The sequence below is a fragment of the Mesorhizobium sp. ES1-3 genome, from assembly GCF_020164795.1.
GTDB lineage: Bacteria > Pseudomonadota > Alphaproteobacteria > Rhizobiales > Rhizobiaceae > Mesorhizobium.
The window spans coordinates 412,725-430,692 of sequence record NZ_JAIUGW010000001.1 but is presented as its reverse complement, the minus strand read 5'-3'; the positions used below and the strand labels follow the sequence as shown (position 1 = coordinate 430,692).

At 61.9% G+C, this 17,968-nt stretch carries 16 protein-coding genes; 10 read left to right on the top strand and 6 right to left on the bottom strand.

The window, feature by feature from the left end; all coding sequences use genetic code 11:
• The 6 genes from LB536_RS02040 to araD all read right to left on the bottom strand — a co-directional run bounded on the left by LB536_RS02040 (position 1) and on the right by araD (position 7,349).
• Entirely contained in the window at positions 1 to 852 is an 852-nt protein-coding gene (locus LB536_RS02040) for a carbohydrate ABC transporter permease (RefSeq protein WP_411908769.1), read from the bottom strand.
• A gap of 289 nt (positions 853 to 1,141) precedes the next feature.
• Complete coding sequence (locus LB536_RS02035) at positions 1,142 to 2,470, bottom strand: ABC transporter substrate-binding protein (RefSeq protein WP_140506225.1); 1,329 nt, start codon at positions 2,468 to 2,470, stop codon at positions 1,142 to 1,144.
• A 42-nt stretch (positions 2,471 to 2,512) separates the two neighbouring features.
• The gene (locus tag LB536_RS02030; RefSeq protein ID WP_140756891.1) at positions 2,513 to 3,568 is read right to left on the bottom strand and encodes an ABC transporter ATP-binding protein; all 1,056 of its coding nucleotides are present in this window, start codon (positions 3,566 to 3,568) and stop codon (positions 2,513 to 2,515) included.
• Positions 3,569 to 3,957: 389 nt separating this feature from the next.
• Positions 3,958 to 4,668 (bottom strand): ribonuclease activity regulator RraA, encoded by a 711-nt coding sequence (locus LB536_RS02025; RefSeq protein ID WP_140808238.1) that lies wholly within the window; start codon positions 4,666 to 4,668, stop codon positions 3,958 to 3,960.
• A gap of 24 nt (positions 4,669 to 4,692) precedes the next feature.
• The gene (locus tag LB536_RS02020) at positions 4,693 to 5,592 is read right to left on the bottom strand and encodes a dihydrodipicolinate synthase family protein (RefSeq protein ID WP_224589933.1); all 900 of its coding nucleotides are present in this window, start codon (positions 5,590 to 5,592) and stop codon (positions 4,693 to 4,695) included.
• Positions 5,593 to 5,609: 17 nt separating this feature from the next.
• Positions 5,610 to 7,349 carry an L-arabinonate dehydratase gene (araD, locus tag LB536_RS02015; RefSeq protein WP_224589932.1) on the bottom strand — a complete coding sequence of 580 codons (1,740 nt, stop codon included), beginning with the start codon at positions 7,347 to 7,349 and terminating at the stop codon, positions 5,610 to 5,612.
• A 211-nt stretch (positions 7,350 to 7,560) separates the two neighbouring features.
• Between araD and LB536_RS02010 the strand changes: the two genes are divergently transcribed.
• The 10 genes from LB536_RS02010 (at position 7,561) to uxuA (ending at position 17,847) form a co-directional block, all read left to right on the top strand.
• Positions 7,561 to 8,604 carry an ABC transporter substrate-binding protein gene (locus LB536_RS02010; protein ID WP_140808234.1) on the top strand — a complete coding sequence of 348 codons (1,044 nt, stop codon included), beginning with the start codon at positions 7,561 to 7,563 and terminating at the stop codon, positions 8,602 to 8,604.
• 50 nt (positions 8,605 to 8,654) lie between these two features.
• On the top strand, positions 8,655 to 9,074 hold the full coding sequence (locus LB536_RS02005) for a tripartite tricarboxylate transporter TctB family protein (RefSeq protein WP_224589931.1): 420 nt from the start codon (positions 8,655 to 8,657) through the stop codon (positions 9,072 to 9,074).
• 26 nt (positions 9,075 to 9,100) lie between these two features.
• The gene (locus LB536_RS02000; RefSeq protein ID WP_224590077.1) at positions 9,101 to 10,618 is read left to right on the top strand and encodes a tripartite tricarboxylate transporter permease; all 1,518 of its coding nucleotides are present in this window, start codon (positions 9,101 to 9,103) and stop codon (positions 10,616 to 10,618) included.
• A gap of 23 nt (positions 10,619 to 10,641) precedes the next feature.
• On the top strand, positions 10,642 to 11,706 hold the full coding sequence (locus LB536_RS01995) for a LacI family DNA-binding transcriptional regulator (RefSeq protein ID WP_224589930.1): 1,065 nt from the start codon (positions 10,642 to 10,644) through the stop codon (positions 11,704 to 11,706).
• 254 nt (positions 11,707 to 11,960) lie between these two features.
• Positions 11,961 to 12,977 (top strand): Zn-dependent oxidoreductase, encoded by a 1,017-nt coding sequence (locus LB536_RS01990; RefSeq protein WP_224589929.1) that lies wholly within the window; start codon positions 11,961 to 11,963, stop codon positions 12,975 to 12,977.
• Between the two features lie 28 nt (positions 12,978 to 13,005).
• Positions 13,006 to 13,995, top strand: coding sequence for a TRAP transporter substrate-binding protein (locus LB536_RS01985; protein ID WP_224589928.1), 990 nt, complete (start codon positions 13,006 to 13,008; stop codon positions 13,993 to 13,995).
• 108 nt (positions 13,996 to 14,103) lie between these two features.
• A complete protein-coding gene (locus LB536_RS01980) occupies positions 14,104 to 14,598 on the top strand; it encodes a TRAP transporter small permease (protein ID WP_140756907.1) in 495 nt (164 codons plus the stop codon).
• A complete protein-coding gene (locus LB536_RS01975; RefSeq protein WP_140808226.1) occupies positions 14,598 to 15,875 on the top strand; it encodes a TRAP transporter large permease in 1,278 nt (425 codons plus the stop codon). The genes LB536_RS01980 and LB536_RS01975 overlap by 1 nt, the downstream gene beginning before the upstream one ends.
• A 10-nt stretch (positions 15,876 to 15,885) precedes the next feature.
• Positions 15,886 to 16,599 carry a GntR family transcriptional regulator gene (locus tag LB536_RS01970; protein ID WP_224589927.1) on the top strand — a complete coding sequence of 238 codons (714 nt, stop codon included), beginning with the start codon at positions 15,886 to 15,888 and terminating at the stop codon, positions 16,597 to 16,599.
• Positions 16,600 to 16,653: 54 nt separating this feature from the next.
• On the top strand, positions 16,654 to 17,847 hold the full coding sequence (gene uxuA, locus LB536_RS01965) for a mannonate dehydratase (RefSeq protein ID WP_140808224.1): 1,194 nt from the start codon (positions 16,654 to 16,656) through the stop codon (positions 17,845 to 17,847).
• The last annotated feature ends 121 nt before the right edge of the window (positions 17,848 to 17,968 follow it).

Genomic DNA, 17,968 nt, shown 5'->3' with positions numbered 1-17,968 from the left:
TCAATCTCCGCCGCCTTGCTGCCATCTGCGCCGCTGCAAGCCGAAATAGCTGAACAGGATCGCGCCTAGCAGGAAGGGGATCATCGCTACCGCGATCGCTGCGCCTTCACCGAGTTGCCCGCCCGAAATGCCGCGTTGGAAAGAAAGCGTCGCCATGAGATGTGTGGCGTTCACCGGGCCGCCGCGCGTCAGCACATAGATGAGCTGGAAATCGGTGAAGGTGAACAGAACCGAAAAGGTCATGGTAATGGCGATGATCGGCGTCAGCAGCGGTAGGGTGACATAGCGAAACAGCTGCCAGCGACCGGCGCCGTCCAGCGTGGCAGCTTCGTAGAGCGATTGCGGGATCGTCTGCAGGCCGGCGAGCAGGGTTATGGCGACGAAGGGAATGCCGCGCCAGACATTGGCGGCGATCACCGAAGCGCGGGCGTTTTGCGGATCGCCAAGGAAATTGATGTTGTGATCGATGAGGCCCATCTGCTTGAGAGCCCAGGAGATGATCGAGAACTGCGAATCGTAGATCCACCAGAAAGCGATCGCCGACAGCACCGTCGGCACCACCCAGGGAAGAAGCACCACCGCGCGGAAAAAGGATTTGAACGGCAGGTTCTCGTTGAGCAGCAACGCCAGCCATAGGCCGAGGGCGAACTTCAGGATCGACGCGCTCACCGTGTAGAGAAGCGTGTTGAACACGGACAGCCAGAACACGCTGTCGTCCCAGAGATATTCGTAGTTTTCCAGGCCGATGAAGACGCCCGGCCTGCCGATGCGGGCGTCGGTGAAGCCGAGCCAGACGCCGAGCCCCAGCGGATAGGTCAGGAAGACCAGCAGTAGCACCACTGTCGGCAGCATAAAGCCGAAGCTAAGCAGCCCGCGGCTTTCCGCAATGCGCGACAAGAAGGAGGGGCGGGGCGGGGCAGCGGTGGTTGTCACGGCCATGAAAAAAGCTCCTCTGGTGGGTATCGAGTGGCCGGAGCCAGCAGTCTTTCCGCCTTCGTGGAGAAGACTGCTGGCGTGCGGATCTCACGGCCCCGCGCTCTCCTTATAGGGCGCTTGCATTTCGGCGGCACGTCTCGACCCACGCTGCGGCCGACCCGAAAATACAAGCGTCTTCTTCCGTGAACGGAAGAAGACGTGCGGACTACACCCGGTAATACCGGTTGGCGCGCTTCTCGGCCTCTTCCATTGCCTCCTGTGGCGTCGCCCGACCGGTCACCGCCTTGGCGAACATGTCGACCAGCACATAGTCGGCCATGGTGGCGGCCGAAGCGTAGCCGAGCGGCCCGGCGTAGCCGTTGTTGCGCAGCGTTGCGGACGCTTTGGCATAGGGCGCATAGTTCGGATCGGCCTTCCAGATCGGATTGTCGTCGTAGGCCTTCAAGGTTTGGCAGCAATAGCCGGAAGAGCCCTTGATCCATTCCGACATCTGCGGTTCCTCGAACATGAACTGCAGATAGGCCTTGGCCGCGTTCGGATAGGGCGTGTAGTTGAAGATCACCGCCGAGGTGACCTGGTAAAGCTCCACCGCCTTGCCGATCGGACCGATCGGCAAGCTAGCGGTGCGGATGTCCTTGGCCATTTCAGTCAACTTAGGATCCTTGTCCTTGTTGATCCTGGCGGTTTCATAGGCCGAGATACCGTTGGCGATGACGGACAACTCTCCGGCCAGGAAGGCGCGGTTGTTGTTCACGTCGAGCCAGCTTTCCGTGCCGGGGATGAAGGTCTTGTAGAGCGCCTGAGCATATTCGATCGCCTTCATCGTCTCGGGACTGTTGATCACCACCTTGCTGTTCTCGTCGACCATCTTGCCACCATGGCTCCACAACAGCCAATGAGCGTAGTTGTTGCCGTCACCGACGCCATGCCCATGGGTGAAGCCGGCCGGATGGCCTTTAGCCTGCACGGCCTTGCACAATTCGAGGAAGCTGTCGGTGTCTTTCGGGAACTCGGAGAAACCGGCCTCCTTGACCCAGCTCTCGCGGTAGACGATGGCGTTGCCTATGGTGGCCAGCGGCAAGCCGATGAACTTGCCGTCCTTGGTGGCGTAGCTCTTCGGGCCCTCGTGCCAGCCGCCATACTTCTTGCCCAGATAATCTCCGAGATCGGTCACATCGAGGAGCTTGTCGGGATATTGGAAGGGATCGTCGAACCAGACGAACATCAGGTCGGGGCCCGAGCCGACATTGGCCGCGACCGCCGCCTTGGGACGAATGTCCTCCCAGCTCTCCTTGTCGACGCGCACCTCGACACCGGTGGCATCAGTGAATTTCTTCGTCAGCGCCAGCCAGGCGGTCTCATCGCCCTGGACAAACGGCGACCAGCGAAGGAGCCTGAGCTTGGCGCCTTTTTCGGGCGTGTATTTCGGCGCATCCTGGGCAAAGGCTGGCGTGCCAAGCAGGCGGTTGCCGATTGCTCCGGCAGCCGCCGCACCGGCGCTGGTTCGGATCACGTCGCGTCTGGTAAATCTCATTGCCATTTCCTCCTGTTTTGATTGGCTGAGACCTAGGCATGTTCAAAGCCGGCGGCCCGTATCTGCGTCAAAAAGATGGATCAGGCTCGGCTCGGCGGCAAGCTTGACGGTTTCGCCGGGCTGGAACGGGTGGCGTTCACGGAAATTCGCGACGATCTCTTCACCGCCAGGCGCGCGGCCGATGATCTGCAACTCCGACCCGGTCGGTTCGACGACCGAAATGGTGATGGGGAAGCCGTGGTCGGAAAGGCGCAGATGCTCGGGCCGTATGCCAAGCACCACCGGACCGTTATTCAGGTTTTGCGGCGTCCGCGGCAAATCTATGGCGACGCCGCCGCTGCCTTCGAAGCCGCCGGCGCCAATGCGGCCTGTCAGCATGTTCATTGCTGGAGAACCGATGAACATTGCCACGAAAAGATTGTCCGGCCGGTCATAAAGATCGAGCGGTCGTCCGATCTGCTCCACATTGCCGTCATGCATGACGACGATCTTGTCGGCCATCGTCATCGCCTCGATCTGATCGTGAGTGACATAGACGGTCGTGGTCTTCAGGCGCTGGTGCAGTTCCTTGATCTCCGCGCGCATCTGCACGCGCAGTTTGGCATCGAGATTGGAGAGCGGCTCGTCAAACAAAAAGACCTGCGGGTCGCGCACGATCGCCCGGCCCATGGCCACGCGCTGCCGCTGCCCGCCCGAAAGCTGCCGGGGATAGCGCGACAGCAGCGGCGTGAGGTTGAGAATTTCCGCGGCACGCTCGACCTTGCCATCGCTCTCCTGCTTCGAGACACGCTTCAACATCAGGGAGAACGCCATGTTCTCGCGCACCGTCATATGTGGGTAAAGCGCGTAATTCTGGAACACCATGGCAATGTCGCGCTCCTTGGGGGCGACCGTGTTGACAATGCGCCCGCCAATGGCGATCTCGCCGCGCGTGATGCCTTCGAGGCCCGCGATCATGCGCAACAGTGTCGACTTCCCACAGCCCGACGGGCCGACCAGCGTCACGAACTCGCCGTCTTCTATATCGATCCCGACGCCATGGAGAATTTCGGCGGCGCCGAAGGATTTGTAGACATCGCGGATCGCAACGGATGCCATCGATTCCCTCCCGAGCGATGCGACGCCTGCGAGGGAGACGTCCACTCCATACATACGCAGCTTGCAGTCTTGCCGCGTCCTCCATCTGAATTGGTAGCGCTACCAGCAGCGCATGTAAAGCACGGCCGGAAGGCTGGCGGATTTCCGAATGGCACGCCTTGCCATCCCTTTCTGCGACCAATCGATTTCATGGCTTCTCTCATCTCTCGCACGAGCACATCTCGCGAAACGTGCCTGCCGCGACCGGAGTGATCGCGTTGGATCCTGCGGTGCTTGCATTTGCGTCCCTCCTCCTCCTTCTGACACATGTGTTCTCAAATCCGGGTCGCCTTCCATTAAACGGACAGGTTCATGCCACGGCTTTCCTGCTCCTCTGGTAGCGCAACGGTCTATCGGCCGTTACTCTTTCGCCACTCGGCGAAAGCGGCCTGGTGTTCCTCCTTCGTGCAAGGGTAGAGACCGATGATGGTCTGGCCATTCTTCACCTGCTCGACCACAAAATCCTCGTAAGCCGACATTTCCACCGCTTCGTCGGCCACCTCCTCGGCCAGATGGGCGGGAATGACGATCACGCAGTCTTCGTCGCCGACGACGATGTCGTCGGGAAAGACCGGCGCATCGCCGCAACCGATCGGCCCATTGATCTCGATCGCTTCATGCAGCGTCAGGTTCGTCGGGCTTGAGGGGCGGGCGTGATAGGCCGGAATGTCGAGCGCGCCGATCGTTGCGGCGTCGCGGAAGCCGCCGTCGGTCACGATGCCGGCGCCACCGCGCATCATGAGCCGGGTGATCAGAATATCGCCCGCGCTTGCCGCCCGGGCATCCTTGCGGCTGTCGATCACCATGACATGGCCTTCGGGACAGGTCTCGATCGCGACGCGCTGGGGATGCTTCGGATTGCGGAACTCGCTGAGCTGGTTGCGGTCCTCCCGGGCAGGCATGTAGCGCAGCGTGAAGGCAGGGCCGACCATATTGCGGCCCTTGGAGGCCACCGGATGGACGCCCTGGATCACCTGGTTGCGCAGGCCGCGCTTAAAGAGGGCAGTCGCCAGCGTCGCGACGGACACGCCCATGAGTTTGGATCTGGTTTCAGATTTCATGACGGGGCTTTCCTCTGGGTGGGTTCAGACGAGTCCTGAGGATCTCAGGAAAGCGAACATCTTTTCCTGCTGGCCGGCGGTCAGAGGCCAGGCGGACGGCGGCCGCGTCGGGCCGCAATCCTTGCCGACCGCCTGGAGAGCGGCCTTGACGCCGGTGACATTGGTTCCGTTCAGCTCTTCGGCGCGCACTTCCTCGAAGGCGCGCATGCCGGCGATCAGTTCGCGGGCGGTGGCATAGTCGCCGGCCTCGAGCGCCGAATGGATCGCGATCGAACGTTCCGGCCAGAGATTGATCAGACCGGAGGTGAAGCCCCGCGCGCCGACCGCGTAGAAGGTGGGAGCCCAGACTTCCGCGAGGCCGCCGACCCAGACGATCGACGGATCGCAGGCCGCTATCGCCTCGGCAAGCTTCATCGGGTTCGGCGTCGCCCACTTCACGCCCCTCACACCCGGAAGGGCGCAAAGGTCGGCAATCGCCTTGGTCCCGATCGCATCGTTGCGCAGATAGAGCATGACCGGAAGGCCGCCGGAAGCCTCGCTGACCGCCTTGACGTATTCGACCGTTCCGCGCGGAGAAACGAAGGGATCCGGCGGCTGGTGGATCATCAGCGCGGCGGCGCCCGCATTGGCGGAAGCCGTGGCGAGGCGGCAGGCGTCGCGGATCGACCGGCCGATGCCGGCCAGCACCGGTGCGCGACCGGCAACCATCGCCGTCACCTCACGCACCATGGTGCAGGCTTCGTCTGTCGTCAGGGCGTAAAACTCGCCCGTGTTGCCGTTGACGACGGGGATGTGGACACCGGCCTGCAACGCGTGGTCGATGATCGGCTGAAGGCGTTTGGGTGCGACATTCCCGTCCGTGTCGTAGGGCGTGACGAGAATGCCGGAAATACCGGTCAAGGCCTTGTCGAGGTCGTGGGACATGGCTTTTCCTCGTCCGTTCAGAAAATGTCAGGCTCGCCGGCCGGCTGGCCGAAATCGCGGGTCAGGAAGTCGAAATCGCAGCCCTCGTTCGCCTGGGCGACATGGCGCTGGAACATGTAGCCCCAACCGCGCTCGAAACGCGGTTCCGGCGGTATCCAGGCAGCCCTGCGGGCGGCAAGCTCCTCTTCACCGACAAGCATGTCCAGACGGCGGTTCGGCAGGTCCAGCCGGACGATATCGCCGCTCTTCAGGAGCGCCAGCGGTCCGCCAATGAAGGATTCCGGGGCGACATGCAGGATGCAGGCGCCGTAGGACGTGCCGGACATGCGGGCATCCGAAATGCGCAGCATGTCGCGGTGGCCCTTCTTGACCAGCGCCTTGGGGATCGGCAGCATGCCCCACTCGGGAAAGCCGGGGCCCCCCTGTGGGCCTGCATTGCGCAGCACCAGCACATGGTCCGGCGTTACGTCGAGATCTTCGTCGTCGATGGCCGCCTTCATTTCCGGGTAGCTGTCGAAAACGAGCGCCGGGCCTTCATGCACATGAAAACGCGGATCGCAGGCAGCCGGCTTCATCACGGCGCCGTCGGGACAGAGGTTGCCCCTGAGCACGGCTAACGAACCTTCGTAATAGACCGGATTGGAAAGCGGGCGGATGACGTCATCGTTGTAGACCTCCGCGCCTGCCAGCGTTTCGCCGAGCGGTCGTCCGGTGCAGGTGATGCTGCTTCTGTCCAGCCGGTCTCCGAGCTCGTTCATCAGCGCCCTCAAGCCGCCGGCGAAATAGAAATCCTCCATCAGGTAGTCCTTGCCCGAAGGCCGGATGTTGGCGATCAGCGGCGTTATCCGTCCGAGAGCGTCGAGGTCGTCGAGGGCCAGCTTCACGCCGGCCCGCCGCGCCATCGCCAAAAGGTGCACGACCGCATTGGTGGAGCAGCCCGTTGCCATGGCGACGATGGCAGCGTTGCGGACGGCGGCTTCGGTCACGATTTTGTCCGGGGTCAGGTCTTCCCAGACCATGTCGACGATCCGGCGCCCGCAGGCCGCACTCATGCGCTTGTGGTTGGCATCGGGGGCGGGAATGGAAGATGCACCGGGCAGGCAGAGGCCCATGGCCTCGGCAATCGCTGTCATGGTCGAGGCCGTGCCCATGGTCATGCAGTGACCATAGGAACGGGCGATGCCGCCTTCCACACCCAGCCATTCGTCGTCGGAAATATTGCCCGCCCGCCGCTCGTCCCAGTACTTCCAGGCGTCCGAACCGGAGCCCAGCGCCTTGCCGGCATAGTTGCCCCGCAGCATCGGACCCGCGGGGAGATAAATGAAGGGAATGCCAGCGGTGATCGCGCCCATGGTCAGACCCGGGGTCGACTTGTCGCAACCGCCCATCAGCACCACGCCGTCGAGCGGATGGGACCGGATCGTCTCTTCCGTCTCCATGGCAATCATGTTGCGGTAGAGCATGGATGTCGGCTTGGTGAAGCTCTCGTCGATCGAAATCGTCGGAATTTCGACACCGAGACCGCCCGCCTGCACGATGCCTTTTTTCACGTCCTCGGCCCTGTCACGGAAATGCAGGTGACAGGGGTTCATCTCGGACCATGTGTTCAGGATGCCGATGATTGGTTTGCCGGCCCAGTCCTCCGGCGCGAGCCCCATCTGCATCATACGGGACCGATGTCCGAAACTGCGCAGGTCATCCGGTGCGAACCAGCGTGCGCTGCGAAGCGTTTCCGGGCTCTTTTTTCCTGGGACCATCGACTATTCCTTGAAACAGCAATTATGTATGCGCTTTCATCATTTCGTGTCAACCGCAGCCGCCCCATCCAGATTTCGTTATCCGCAACGAAGACTATGAGAGTTGACAGGCGCAAATGAACCGAACAAGATAATGTATGCGCATTCACTGCGGGCTTGTGCATGCCATGAAATGAGGAACCCCGCCAGTGGGCTGGGTATGGGAGGAAAGATGAAAATTACCCGTAGAATGATTGTGGTCGTCGGCGCGGCAATGTTTCTCACGCAGCCGTTGGCTGCGGCCGCTCGGGATTTGCCGCACAATATCCGGATGGTGATCGGTTCGTCATCGACCGGTGGCGACACCTACCAGAACTCCGCCATCGTCGCCGACGCGCTGTCCCAAAAGCTTGGCGTGAACATGAAGGTGGATGCAGTCGGCGCCAATGAAGCGTTCAAGGCGCTGGAACGCGACGGGCGCGGGACTACGATCATGATCTTCCACGATTCTGCCTATCTCTCACACCTCTACGGCGTGCACGGCTTCGACGACATCTTCACGAAGTACAAGATCGGCCCGACGGTCGCGATCAATCCGGGCAATGCGTATCTGGTGGCCAAGGATTCGCCCTATAAATCGATGGACGACATCTTCAAGGCCGCCGCCGCCGGCACCAAGATCCGCGTGGCGATCGAGCCCGGCGGGGTTTCCGAAATCGGCTTTTCCGCGATGAAGAATGCCGCAAGCATCCTGTCGCCCGGTTCGGAGGCCAACATCGTCTCGGTGAAGACGGGCAGCCAGTCCGACAAGAACCAGGCGATGTTCGACGATCTTGCCGACGTCATCAACGGCTCGATCCAGGCCAACGAGCAGTTCACGCAATTGCCGGAATCGGACCAGAAGGCGATGCGCTTTGTCTGGATCACGGCGCGGCCGGAAACGATCGAGCAAGCCCCGGAAACGGGCATGGGCAAGACGACTCGAGACGATATGTTGAAATACACCAGCCCGAAGACGAGCGTGACTGAAGACGGCAAGAAGGACTTCACCTTCGACAAGGAATTCTTCTTCCTCTACAACAAGGACATGGATCAGGGCATGGTCGATGCGATCGACGCGGCGCTCAAGGATGTCTTCGCCGAAGGCAAGATCCAGGAACGCCAGAAGCAGGCCTTCTTCATTCCGAATTTCAAGCCCTCGAAGGAAGCGGCCGCGCATCTCGAAGAGAAGAACGCAGCCTACAACGGGATCATTGCGAAGATTTCCGGCAAGTGACGGCGGGGCCGGGTGAAACCGGCCCTTTTCCTTCTTGCACAGGAGACGGCATGAGCAGCCTTACCCACGTCACCATCAACTTCGAAACGTCGCACCTCGTCTTCCCGGGAGTGATCGGCGCGATCCTTGCGATCCTCGGCCTTGCGATCGTCGTCACCCGGCGCCGTTCCATTGCCGGATCGGGCGCCTATTGGCGCGGCATCGTCTCACAGATGGACAAGATGCGGTTCTTCGGCGCGATCGGGCTGTGCTTCATCTATTTCGCGCTCCTCGAACCCGTCGGCGAACTGATGCCGAACACCGGCTTCGGGTTCCTGGCTTGCTCAATTCCCTTCGTTTTGTTGACGTCGCTGCTCTTCATGCACCAGCGCAACCTCAGAACGGTCTTGCCGGTTGTCATGATGGCCGCCATTGCGCCCGTGCTGACGTGGTGGCTGTTCAACGACGTCTTCTTCCTGTCGCTTCCCTGATCAATCCGTCCGCGGGCCTGAACTCCATGGAACTTTTCGATTTCGTCACCCCGCTTTTCCTGTCGCTCATCGTTGGCGGAACCTTCGTGGGCATCGTCTTCGGGGCCATTCCGGGGCTGACAGCAACGATGGCGGTCGCGGTCTGCCTCCCGCTCACTTATTCTCTGGGACTCACGAACGGCCTCGCCCTGCTGCTCGGTCTCTATGTCGGCGGCATATCTGGCGGGCTGGTGCCGGCCATCCTGATCGGCATACCGGGTACTCCCTCCTCGATCACCACGACGCTCGACGGCTATCCGATGGCGCGGAAAGGAGAGGGGGAGAAAGCATTGCGCATCGGCATCATTTCCTCCCTTTTCGGCGGCCTCTTCAGCCTGCTCATCCTCTATCTGTTCGCTCCGGCGCTCGCCGACTTCGCGATCCGCTTCTCCTATGTCGAGAAGTTCCTGATCATTCTTTTCGCGCTCACCGTGATGGGCGCGCTCAGCAGCGACATGCTGATGGGTGTTTTTTCCGGCTTTCTCGGCATCTTCATCAGCCTCATCGGCACCTACGCCACATCGAACGGCGGCAATGGCGAAATCCGGTTGGTGCCGCCGGGTCTCGAATACTGGCTGGACAACGGCTTTTCCCTGCTGCCCGTCCTGATCGGCCTGTTCGGTATCGCGGCCGTCCTTGAAGAAGCACAACAAGGCGTTCCCGAAGGACAGGACATCGGCGACCTCAAGCTCGGCAAGCATTCGACTTTTTCGTTTTCGCTGTTCCGAGGTCAGATATGGAACCTGATTCGCTCCTCGGGCATCGGCACCTTTGTTGGCATCCTGCCCGGCGTCGGCGGATCGGCGGCCTCGATCCTCGCCTATTCGAACGCCAAGACTTTCTCGCGAAATCCCGAACGCTTCGGCAAGGGAGAGCCCGCAGGCGTCATCGCCTCCGAATCCGGCAACAACGGGCTGACCGGCGGCGCTCTGATCCCGCTGCTCTCGCTCGGCATTCCCGGCGATTCGACGACGGCGCTACTCATCGGCGCCTTCACTCTTCAAGGTGTGCAGGTGGGGCCGCTTTTCATCGGCAACAATTCCGGAACCTGGGACGCGATAATCGTGGCGATGCTGATCGCCAATCTCGCGATGTTCGCCATGATGTATCTCGCCATTCGCTATCTGGCGCTGATCGTCACCGTGCCGAAGCACATTCTCTTTCCACTCATCGTGATGATGTGCATGGTCGGCGCCTACACCACCAATTACGGCGTGATGTTCGATGTGTGGACGCTTCTGATCTTCGGTGTCTTCGGTTGGTTCGCGCTGAAGATTGGCATCGAGATCGCCCCTTTCATCATCGGCTTCATCCTCGGGCCTTCAGCCGAGATCTATTTCGTGAAGAGCCTCGAATCGTTCGGCGACCTGACGATCTTTTTCACCAAGAGCTGGATTGCCGTTCTGATGTGGTTCTTGATCGCCGGGTCCATTTGGGTATCAATCATTCTTGCAAGGCGCAGCAAACAGCACAAGACAAGTGAAGCTGTTCTTGAGCAAGCTTGATCGCGGCGGGAAACGGAAACGGCATGAGCAAGACCGGGTCGGGCCGGCGAGACAGGTACGACGGCGGAAACGTCGAGCGGGCGAAAGAAGGCTCCAGCCGTCCCGTTACCATGGCAACGGTCGGCCGCCTGGCCGGTGTTTCTCAGGTCACCGTTTCGCGGGCGCTGAGCGACCCGTCGAAGGTCTCTCCGGCAACGTTCGAGAAGATCCGCAACGCCATCGAAATGACCGGGTTCGTACCGAATGCGATAGCCGGCGCGCTAGCCTCTCGCCGTAGCCGCCTCATTGGGGCGCTGGTGCCTTCCATCACGAATATCGTCTATTCCTCAATGATCCAGGCCTTCAGTGAGGGCATCGCCGGGCACGGCTACCAGATCCTTCTGTCCGAAACGGGCTTCGACCCGAAGGAAGAGGAAAGAGCGATCGTGACGCTTCTTTCCCGCCGGCCAGACGCGATGCTCCTGACCGGCATCCACCATATGCTGGAGGCGCGCCGCATGCTGATGGCGGCCGGAATTCCGGTAGTGGAATTGTGGGACATGACCGAGACACCGATCGATCTCTGCGTCGGCTTTTCGCATGTCGAGACGGGCCGCGCAGTGGCGGAATTCGTATTGGAGGCCGGCTACAAGAACGCTGCGACGGTTTCCGCTGGCGACGAACGCGCGCTCAGGCGCAAGGACGCTTTCGTAAAGGAGATCGGCCGCCGCGCGGGCATCGACGTTACGCAGATTAATTTCGTGGGAGGCGCTAGCCTTGCACGCGGTCGCGAGGCTCTCCGAATTCTCGTAGACGAGCAGAATTTCAAGGGTGGAGCCATTTTTTGCAGCTCCGATCTGCTCGCTCACGGGGTTCTTATCGAGGCCAACGTCCGCGGCCTGCGGGTGCCCGACGAGATCGCCGTCATCGGCTTCGGGGATCAGGATTTCGCGGCCCATGTCGTGCCGCCGCTTACCACCGTCCGGGTCGACCGAACGGAGCTCGGGCTCACTGCCGCAAAGGCGATCCTGGCGCGCTTTGACGGCGAACCGCCTGCTGGACGGGTCAAGGACATTGGCTTCCAAATTATCGCCCGGCAATCCGCTTGAACAAAGGAATACCGGTCTCCTTTCACCTGAAGGTCTCGGTGCCGATATCGGAAGGGCCGGATGAGCTGTGACATGTGCCCGTGTCAATCAGCCAATTGCTTCGCAAGCTGACGCGGCGCGGCCTCAGGAGCGTGAAGCTCGTCGTCTCCGATGCGAATGAAGACCTGAAGGCGTTGGTGTCCGATGCATTAATTGACAGACCGAAGAAACTTCCATACCGGTGATGCACACTAGTATGGAAGTTGGGAGGAAGCATGGTTGCCGTCGCCGTCGAAAGGCCGGGCACCCTGGTCCTGATGGAGAACGAGCCGCCCGCGCTGGGAGCGGACGACGTGATGGTGCGCGTGCAGCGCGCAGGTATCTGCGGCTCAGATATCCACATTCTCCACGGCACCAATCCCTTTGCAAAATATCCGCGCATCATCGGCCATGAATTTGCAGGTGTCGTCGAGGTTGTCGGGCCGCAGGCGACGGGATTGGCGCCGGGCGATCGCGTCGTCGTCGATCCAGTAGTTTCCTGCGGCCATTGCTATGCCTGTCGCGTCGGCCGGTCCAATGTCTGCGCCAATCTGGAGGTGCTGGGCGTTCATCGGGACGGCGGCTTCCGCGATCGGGTTGTCGTGCCCGCTGCTAATGCGGTGAAACTGCCACCCACACTGCCGGTCGAGGTAGCCGCGCTCGCCGAGCCGTTTTCGATCGCGGCGAACGTCCTTTCGCGAACTGGCTGCTCGGCAGACGATGTGGTGCTCGTCTACGGTGCTGGCACCGTGGGCCTCACGGTCCTTCAGGTGGCGAAGCTCCATGGCGCACGGGTGATTGTGGCTGATCTCGACGCCAATCGCCTGCGGCGCGCAGAAGCCTTCGGTGCCGACCGCGTCATCCATTCCACCAGAGAGTCTGTGCCACTCGCCGTCGCTGACGAGAACGAAGGCCTCGGGCCGTCAGTGGTCATCGACGGTGCAGGCGTACCGGCGCTCCTGGCCGAGGCCTGCGGGCTGGCAAGTCCCGCCGGCCGTATCGGCCTGCTCGGCTTTTCACCCGCGCCGTGCAACGTCAGTCAGCAGGAGATCGTCAGGAAGGAGCTGTCGCTGCACGGGTCACGGCTCAGCCGTAGACTCTTGCCGCAAGTCATCAGGTGGCTGGAGCAAGGGAGGTTGCGTCCGGCCGCCATGATTACCCACACCTTTGCCGCCGCCGAGGCGAAGGCTGCGTTTTCGCTGATCGAGAGCGAACCGGGACAGGTCGTCAAGGTTCATCTCGCCTTTGACTGATGCATAACAACTGAAGGAGGAAGAAACTGTGTTCGATACCAAGATTTCACGTCGCGGCGTGCTGGCCACCGCTCTCGGTGCTGGCGCCAGCATCACCATCGTTGGTCGCGCCCGAGCCAAGACCACGCTGAAACTGGGCCACCTCGCGAATGAACAGAACAGCTGGCACAAGGCCTCCCTGAAGTTCGCCGAGGAGGTCGCCAATCGCACCAATGGCGAGATCGAGATCAAGGTCTTTCCGAACGAGCAGCTAGGCAAGGAAACCGACCTCATCAAAGGCATCCAACTCGGCACCGTCGATTTCACGATCACCGGCGAGTCACTGCAGAACTGGGCACCGCTCGCAGCCTTGCTCGCCGTGCCTTACGCCATCCGCGATCTCGACCACATGAAGGCCGTGATCGGGGGCTCCGTCGGCCAGAAGATCGCCGCCGAGATCGAGGACAAGACCAAGCTCGTTCCGCTGACCTGGTTTGCGCGCGGTCCGCGCGAACTGACCGCCAACAAGGCGATCCGCACGCCCGATGAACTCGCCGGCCTCAAACTGCGCGTGCCGAATGTGCCGTTGTTCGTCTCGTTCTGGCAGGCGCTCGGCGCCAAACCGACGCCGATGGCCTTCTCCGAGGTCTTCACCTCGCTGCAGAGCCATGTCGTCGACGCGCAGGAGAACCCGCTCGCCCTGATCCAGTCGGCGAGTTTCTTCGAGGTGCAGAAATATCTGAACAAGACCGACCACGTGCTGAGCTGGATCTACCTCGTCGGCGGCAGCCGGAAACTCGGCAAGCTGCCAGATGAGCAGCAGAAAGCCATCCGGGAAGCGGCCGCCGTGGCGCAGGAATTCGAGCGCAAGCTGTTCCTGGCCGACGAGGCTCGCATCGCCGACGAACTGAAGGCCAAAGGCATGGAGTTCATCGATGTGGACAAGCAGGCGTTCGCCACCAGGGGCAAGGATGCGGTCACCGCCTCGCTCGGCGCCGACCTGAAGCCGCTTTACGAGGACATTCTCGCCACGAAATAGGCGAGTCGGGAAACCGCCCGTTGGGCGGCTTCTCCACTTTTGTCGACCCCACAAGGACCATGAACGCCGGACCGCGATAACGACCCGGCGCTCGTCTGGGAGGAGCCCATGAAACGAACCGTCGGTATGCTGCTGGCTGGCCTGAAGGCGATCTGCAAAGCCGGAACCATCATTGCTTTCGCCGTTCTCATCGCCGTCGTGACCATACAGGTGCTCGGCCGTCTGCCGGGCTTCCCGTCACCGGCCTGGACCGAGGAGGTGGCGCGTTTCGCGTTGCTGCACATGGTCGCCTTTTCGTGCGGCCTCGCCGTCCTGCGTGGCGACCTGGTCAATGTCGACCTCTTCACGGCATCCCTGCCAGCCCGCGCCCGGCGCCAGGTCGAGCGGGTGGCAGATGTCATCACGATGCTGTTCAGCCTCGCCGTCATTCCCGGTGCCTACGCCTATGTCTCGGGAAGCATCGGCGAGCGCGCACGATCCCTCGACGCGCCGATGCTCATCGTTTACGTCACCGTGCTGATAATTCCGGTTGCGCTTGCCATCTTCTCCCTGGCCCGGCTGTTCGGCTTCGGACAGCCAATGCGTCACGAGGAGCTGATCTGATGCTGGTCGCGGCCCTTTTCGGCAGCTTCGCCATCTGCCTCATCCTCGGTGTGCCGGTTGCGATCGCGCTTGGTGTTGCGTCGGCCATTTATCTCTACCTTGCCGACATCGACCTGACGGTCGTGGCACAGTTCATGTATTCAGGCATGGACAGCTTCGTGCTGTTGTGCATCCCCGGCTTCGTGCTGGCCGGCAACCTGATGAACGGCGGCGGTATCACCGACCAGATCGTGCGTTTCGGCAATGCGCTTGTCGGCCACATCCGCGGAGGCCTCGGCCTGGCCAACGTCACCGGTTCGATGATCTTCGCCGGGATATCCGGCACGGCTGTCGCGGAGACCGCCTCGATCGGCGCCGTCATGATCCCGGCGATGAAGAAGGCCGGATATGACGCCCCCTTTGCTTCGGCTCTTACCGCCGCTGCTTCCACAGTCGGTCCGATCATTCCGCCAAGCGTTCCGATGATCATCGCCGGAACGCTCACCGGCCTGTCGGTAGGCAAGATGTTCGTGGCCGGCGCGATCCCCGGCTTGCTGCTCGGCCTCGGCATGCTGATCACTGTCTATATCCTGTCGCGCCAGCGCGGCTACCCCAAGGGCGAATGGGTCGGCTTCCGTGTGTTGCTGCGTTCCAGCCGTGCAGCGATCTGGGCGATCCTTATGACGCTCATCATCCTCGTCGGCATCGTGGGCGGCGTGTTCACGCCCACCGAGGCGTCGATCGTCGCCTCGCTGTACGCCTTCGCTATAGGCCTCTTCGTCTATAAGGGGTTCCGCCTGAAAGACCTGCCGGGCATCCTCCTGGAAAGCGCCATCGGCTCGGGCGCGCTTATCCTGCTGGTCGGGCTTGCCAACGTCTTCGGCTGGATCATGACCAGCGAGCAGATTCCGCAGGCGATCGCGGCAGCGATGCTGGCGGTGACGACGAACAAGTATCTCATCATCCTGTTCATCAACATCCTGCTGCTGATCGTCGGCACCTTCATGGAAACGATAGCCGCTCTCATCATCCTGTTTCCGCCGCTTCTGGCGGTCGCCACGCAGGTAGGCATCGATCCGATCCATTTCGCGATCTTCTGCATCCTGAATTTGATGATCGGCCTGACCACGCCGCCGGTCGGCGTATGCCTGTTCGTTGCCGCCAACATCGGCAAGGTTTCGCTTGCCCAGGTCAGCAAGGCCATCGTGCCCTTCCTGATCTGCAATATTATCGTTCTGATGCTGGTATCCTACATACCGGCCATATCGCTCTGGCTGCCGAGCTTGTTTTTTGAATAGGAGAATGGACGTGACCAAGGGCCTACCGGCGATCCGACCGACCAGCCCGTCGGGTTTTCGCACCATGCCGGCTTCGGTGCGCGAGATCCATGCCGCGCTGCGACGAGACATCGTCTCGCTGCGCCTGACCCCAGGCGAGCGGCTGTCGGAGAACGAACTGGCCATGCGCTTCGGCACCAGCCGCACGCCGGTGCGCGAGGCGCTGATCCGCCTGGTCGAGGAAGAGATGATCGAGGTGCTGCCGCAACGCGGCAGCTTCGTGCGCCGCATCTCGCTCAAGGCCGTGGAGCGTGCCCGCTTCGTGCGTGAGGCGCTGGAGGTCGCCGTGGCGCGGAGTGCCGCTGCCAGCGGCATCAGCGAGGAAACCGCGCGGAATCTGCGTGCCGCGCTTGCCCGCCAGCGCGACGCCGGCGGTGACGCGGCACGCTTCACCGAAGCCGACGACGACTTTCACGCTGCTTTGGCCGACGGCATCGGCCAGAGCAGCGTCTGGGGAGTCATCGAGCGGGAAAAGGCGCAGTTCGACCGTCTGCGCTTCCTCAGCCTGCCGGCGATCACGCCGGTCGACACACTGATCGCCCAGCACGAGGCGATCTTCAAGGCCGTGCTCGATGGCGATATCGCGGCGGCGGAGGCCCGCATGCGTGAGCATCTGTCGGAGGTGCTGAAGATCACGCACGGCCTGGCGGCCAGCCGGCCCGATCTGATCCAGGCCGACGACTGACCGCTGCGGGCCGCAACTTCCCTCCCATTGAAAATACGCAAGGATCGCAAGGCGATGGAACAGACCTTCCGCTGGTTCGGCCCGGACGACGCCGTCCGGCTCTCCCATATCAGGCAAGCCGGAGCGACAGGCATCGTCACGGCGCTGCACCACATCCCCTATGGTGTGGCGTGGAGCGTTGATGAGATCGAAAAGCGCAAGCGCCTGATTGCCGATACGGAGCTCGGGCTGGAGTGGCGCGTCGTGGAGAGCCTTCCGGTTCACGAGACCATCAAATCCGGAGATGGCGATCTGGAGCCGCTCTTCGCCAACTATCGGCAATCGCTCAGAAACCTGGCCCGTTGCGGCATCACCACCGTTTGCTACAATTTCATGCCGGTGCTCGACTGGACCCGCACCGAGTTGGCCGCGCCGCTGCCGGGAGGCGGTACGGCGCTGCGTTTCAACGCGCACGAATATGCTGCCTTCGACTGCTTCATTCTCGAACGTCGCGGTGCCGAAGAGGAGCACACGCCCGAAATCATGGCTCGGGCCAGAGCATGGTTCGGCGCCTCTTCGGAAGGCGACCGCGCGCGCCTGCTGGCCAACATCATGGCCGGCCTGCCGGGCGCCTACGAGCGCTATGACGTGCCGGGGCTGAAGGCCGTGCTCGCTCGCTACCACGGCATGGCAAAGGCGGAACTGCAGCAGAACTTCGTGCGCTTTCTTGCCGCCGTCATCCCCACCGCCGAGGAGCTCGGCATCAATATGTGCGTACACCCCGATGATCCGCCGCGTCCGTTGTTCGGCCTGCCGCGCATCGTGTCCAACGCCGAGGACATCGCCTTCACGCTTGATGCGGTGCCGTCGCGCTCGAATGGTCTCACGCTATGCTCCGGTTCGCTGGGGGCGGGACCGGACAACGACGTGCCCGCGATCGCGGCGCGCTTTGCCGAACGCATCCATTTTGCCCATTTGCGCAATGTCGCCAACGAACCGGACGGCTCCTTCATGGAGGCCGAGCATTTGGGAGGCGACACCGACATGGTGGCCCTGATTACGATATTGCTGCGCGAGCAAAAGCGGCGGCTCGAAGAAGGGCGGCGCGACTGGCGCATCCCGATGCGACCCGATCACGGTCACGAGCTGCTCGACGATGTCGGCAAGCCGACCCATCCCGGCTATCCGATGATCGGCCGCCTCAAGGGTCTTGCCGAGCTGCGAGGGGTCATGACTGCGGTAGCAGCGCTGGAGCGCTTGCCGCTTTAGAATCCTTGGTCCGCGTGGACTGCCATTGCGGCCTCGTGGTCGAACATCTTCTTCTTCAGATGCTTGCTCATGAGCACTTGTACGGAGGGCCGCCGTTGCGCGGATGTCGACAGTTGCTCTT

Bases quoted from the DNA above. Each gene is read 5' to 3' on its own strand.
- LB536_RS02040 (WP_411908769.1), bottom strand. From the start codon at position 852: ATGCTGCCGACAGTGGTGCTACTGCTGGTCTTCCTGACCTATCCGCTG.
- LB536_RS02035 (WP_140506225.1), bottom strand. From the start codon at position 2,470: ATGAGATTTACCAGACGCGACGTGATCCGAACCAGCGCCGGTGCGGCG.
- LB536_RS02030 (WP_140756891.1), bottom strand. From the start codon at position 3,568: ATGGCATCCGTTGCGATCCGCGATGTCTACAAATCCTTCGGCGCCGCC.
- LB536_RS02025 (WP_140808238.1), bottom strand. From the start codon at position 4,668: ATGAAATCTGAAACCAGATCCAAACTCATGGGCGTGTCCGTCGCGACG.
- LB536_RS02020 (WP_224589933.1), bottom strand. From the start codon at position 5,592: ATGTCCCACGACCTCGACAAGGCCTTGACCGGTATTTCCGGCATTCTC.
- araD (WP_224589932.1), bottom strand. From the start codon at position 7,349: ATGGTCCCAGGAAAAAAGAGCCCGGAAACGCTTCGCAGCGCACGCTGG.
- LB536_RS02010 (WP_140808234.1), top strand. From the start codon at position 7,561: ATGAAAATTACCCGTAGAATGATTGTGGTCGTCGGCGCGGCAATGTTT.
- LB536_RS02005 (WP_224589931.1), top strand. From the start codon at position 8,655: ATGAGCAGCCTTACCCACGTCACCATCAACTTCGAAACGTCGCACCTC.
- LB536_RS02000 (WP_224590077.1), top strand. From the start codon at position 9,101: ATGGAACTTTTCGATTTCGTCACCCCGCTTTTCCTGTCGCTCATCGTT.
- LB536_RS01995 (WP_224589930.1), top strand. From the start codon at position 10,642: ATGAGCAAGACCGGGTCGGGCCGGCGAGACAGGTACGACGGCGGAAAC.
- LB536_RS01990 (WP_224589929.1), top strand. From the start codon at position 11,961: ATGGTTGCCGTCGCCGTCGAAAGGCCGGGCACCCTGGTCCTGATGGAG.
- LB536_RS01980 (WP_140756907.1), top strand. From the start codon at position 14,104: ATGAAACGAACCGTCGGTATGCTGCTGGCTGGCCTGAAGGCGATCTGC.
- LB536_RS01975 (WP_140808226.1), top strand. From the start codon at position 14,598: ATGCTGGTCGCGGCCCTTTTCGGCAGCTTCGCCATCTGCCTCATCCTC.
- uxuA (WP_140808224.1), top strand. From the start codon at position 16,654: ATGGAACAGACCTTCCGCTGGTTCGGCCCGGACGACGCCGTCCGGCTC.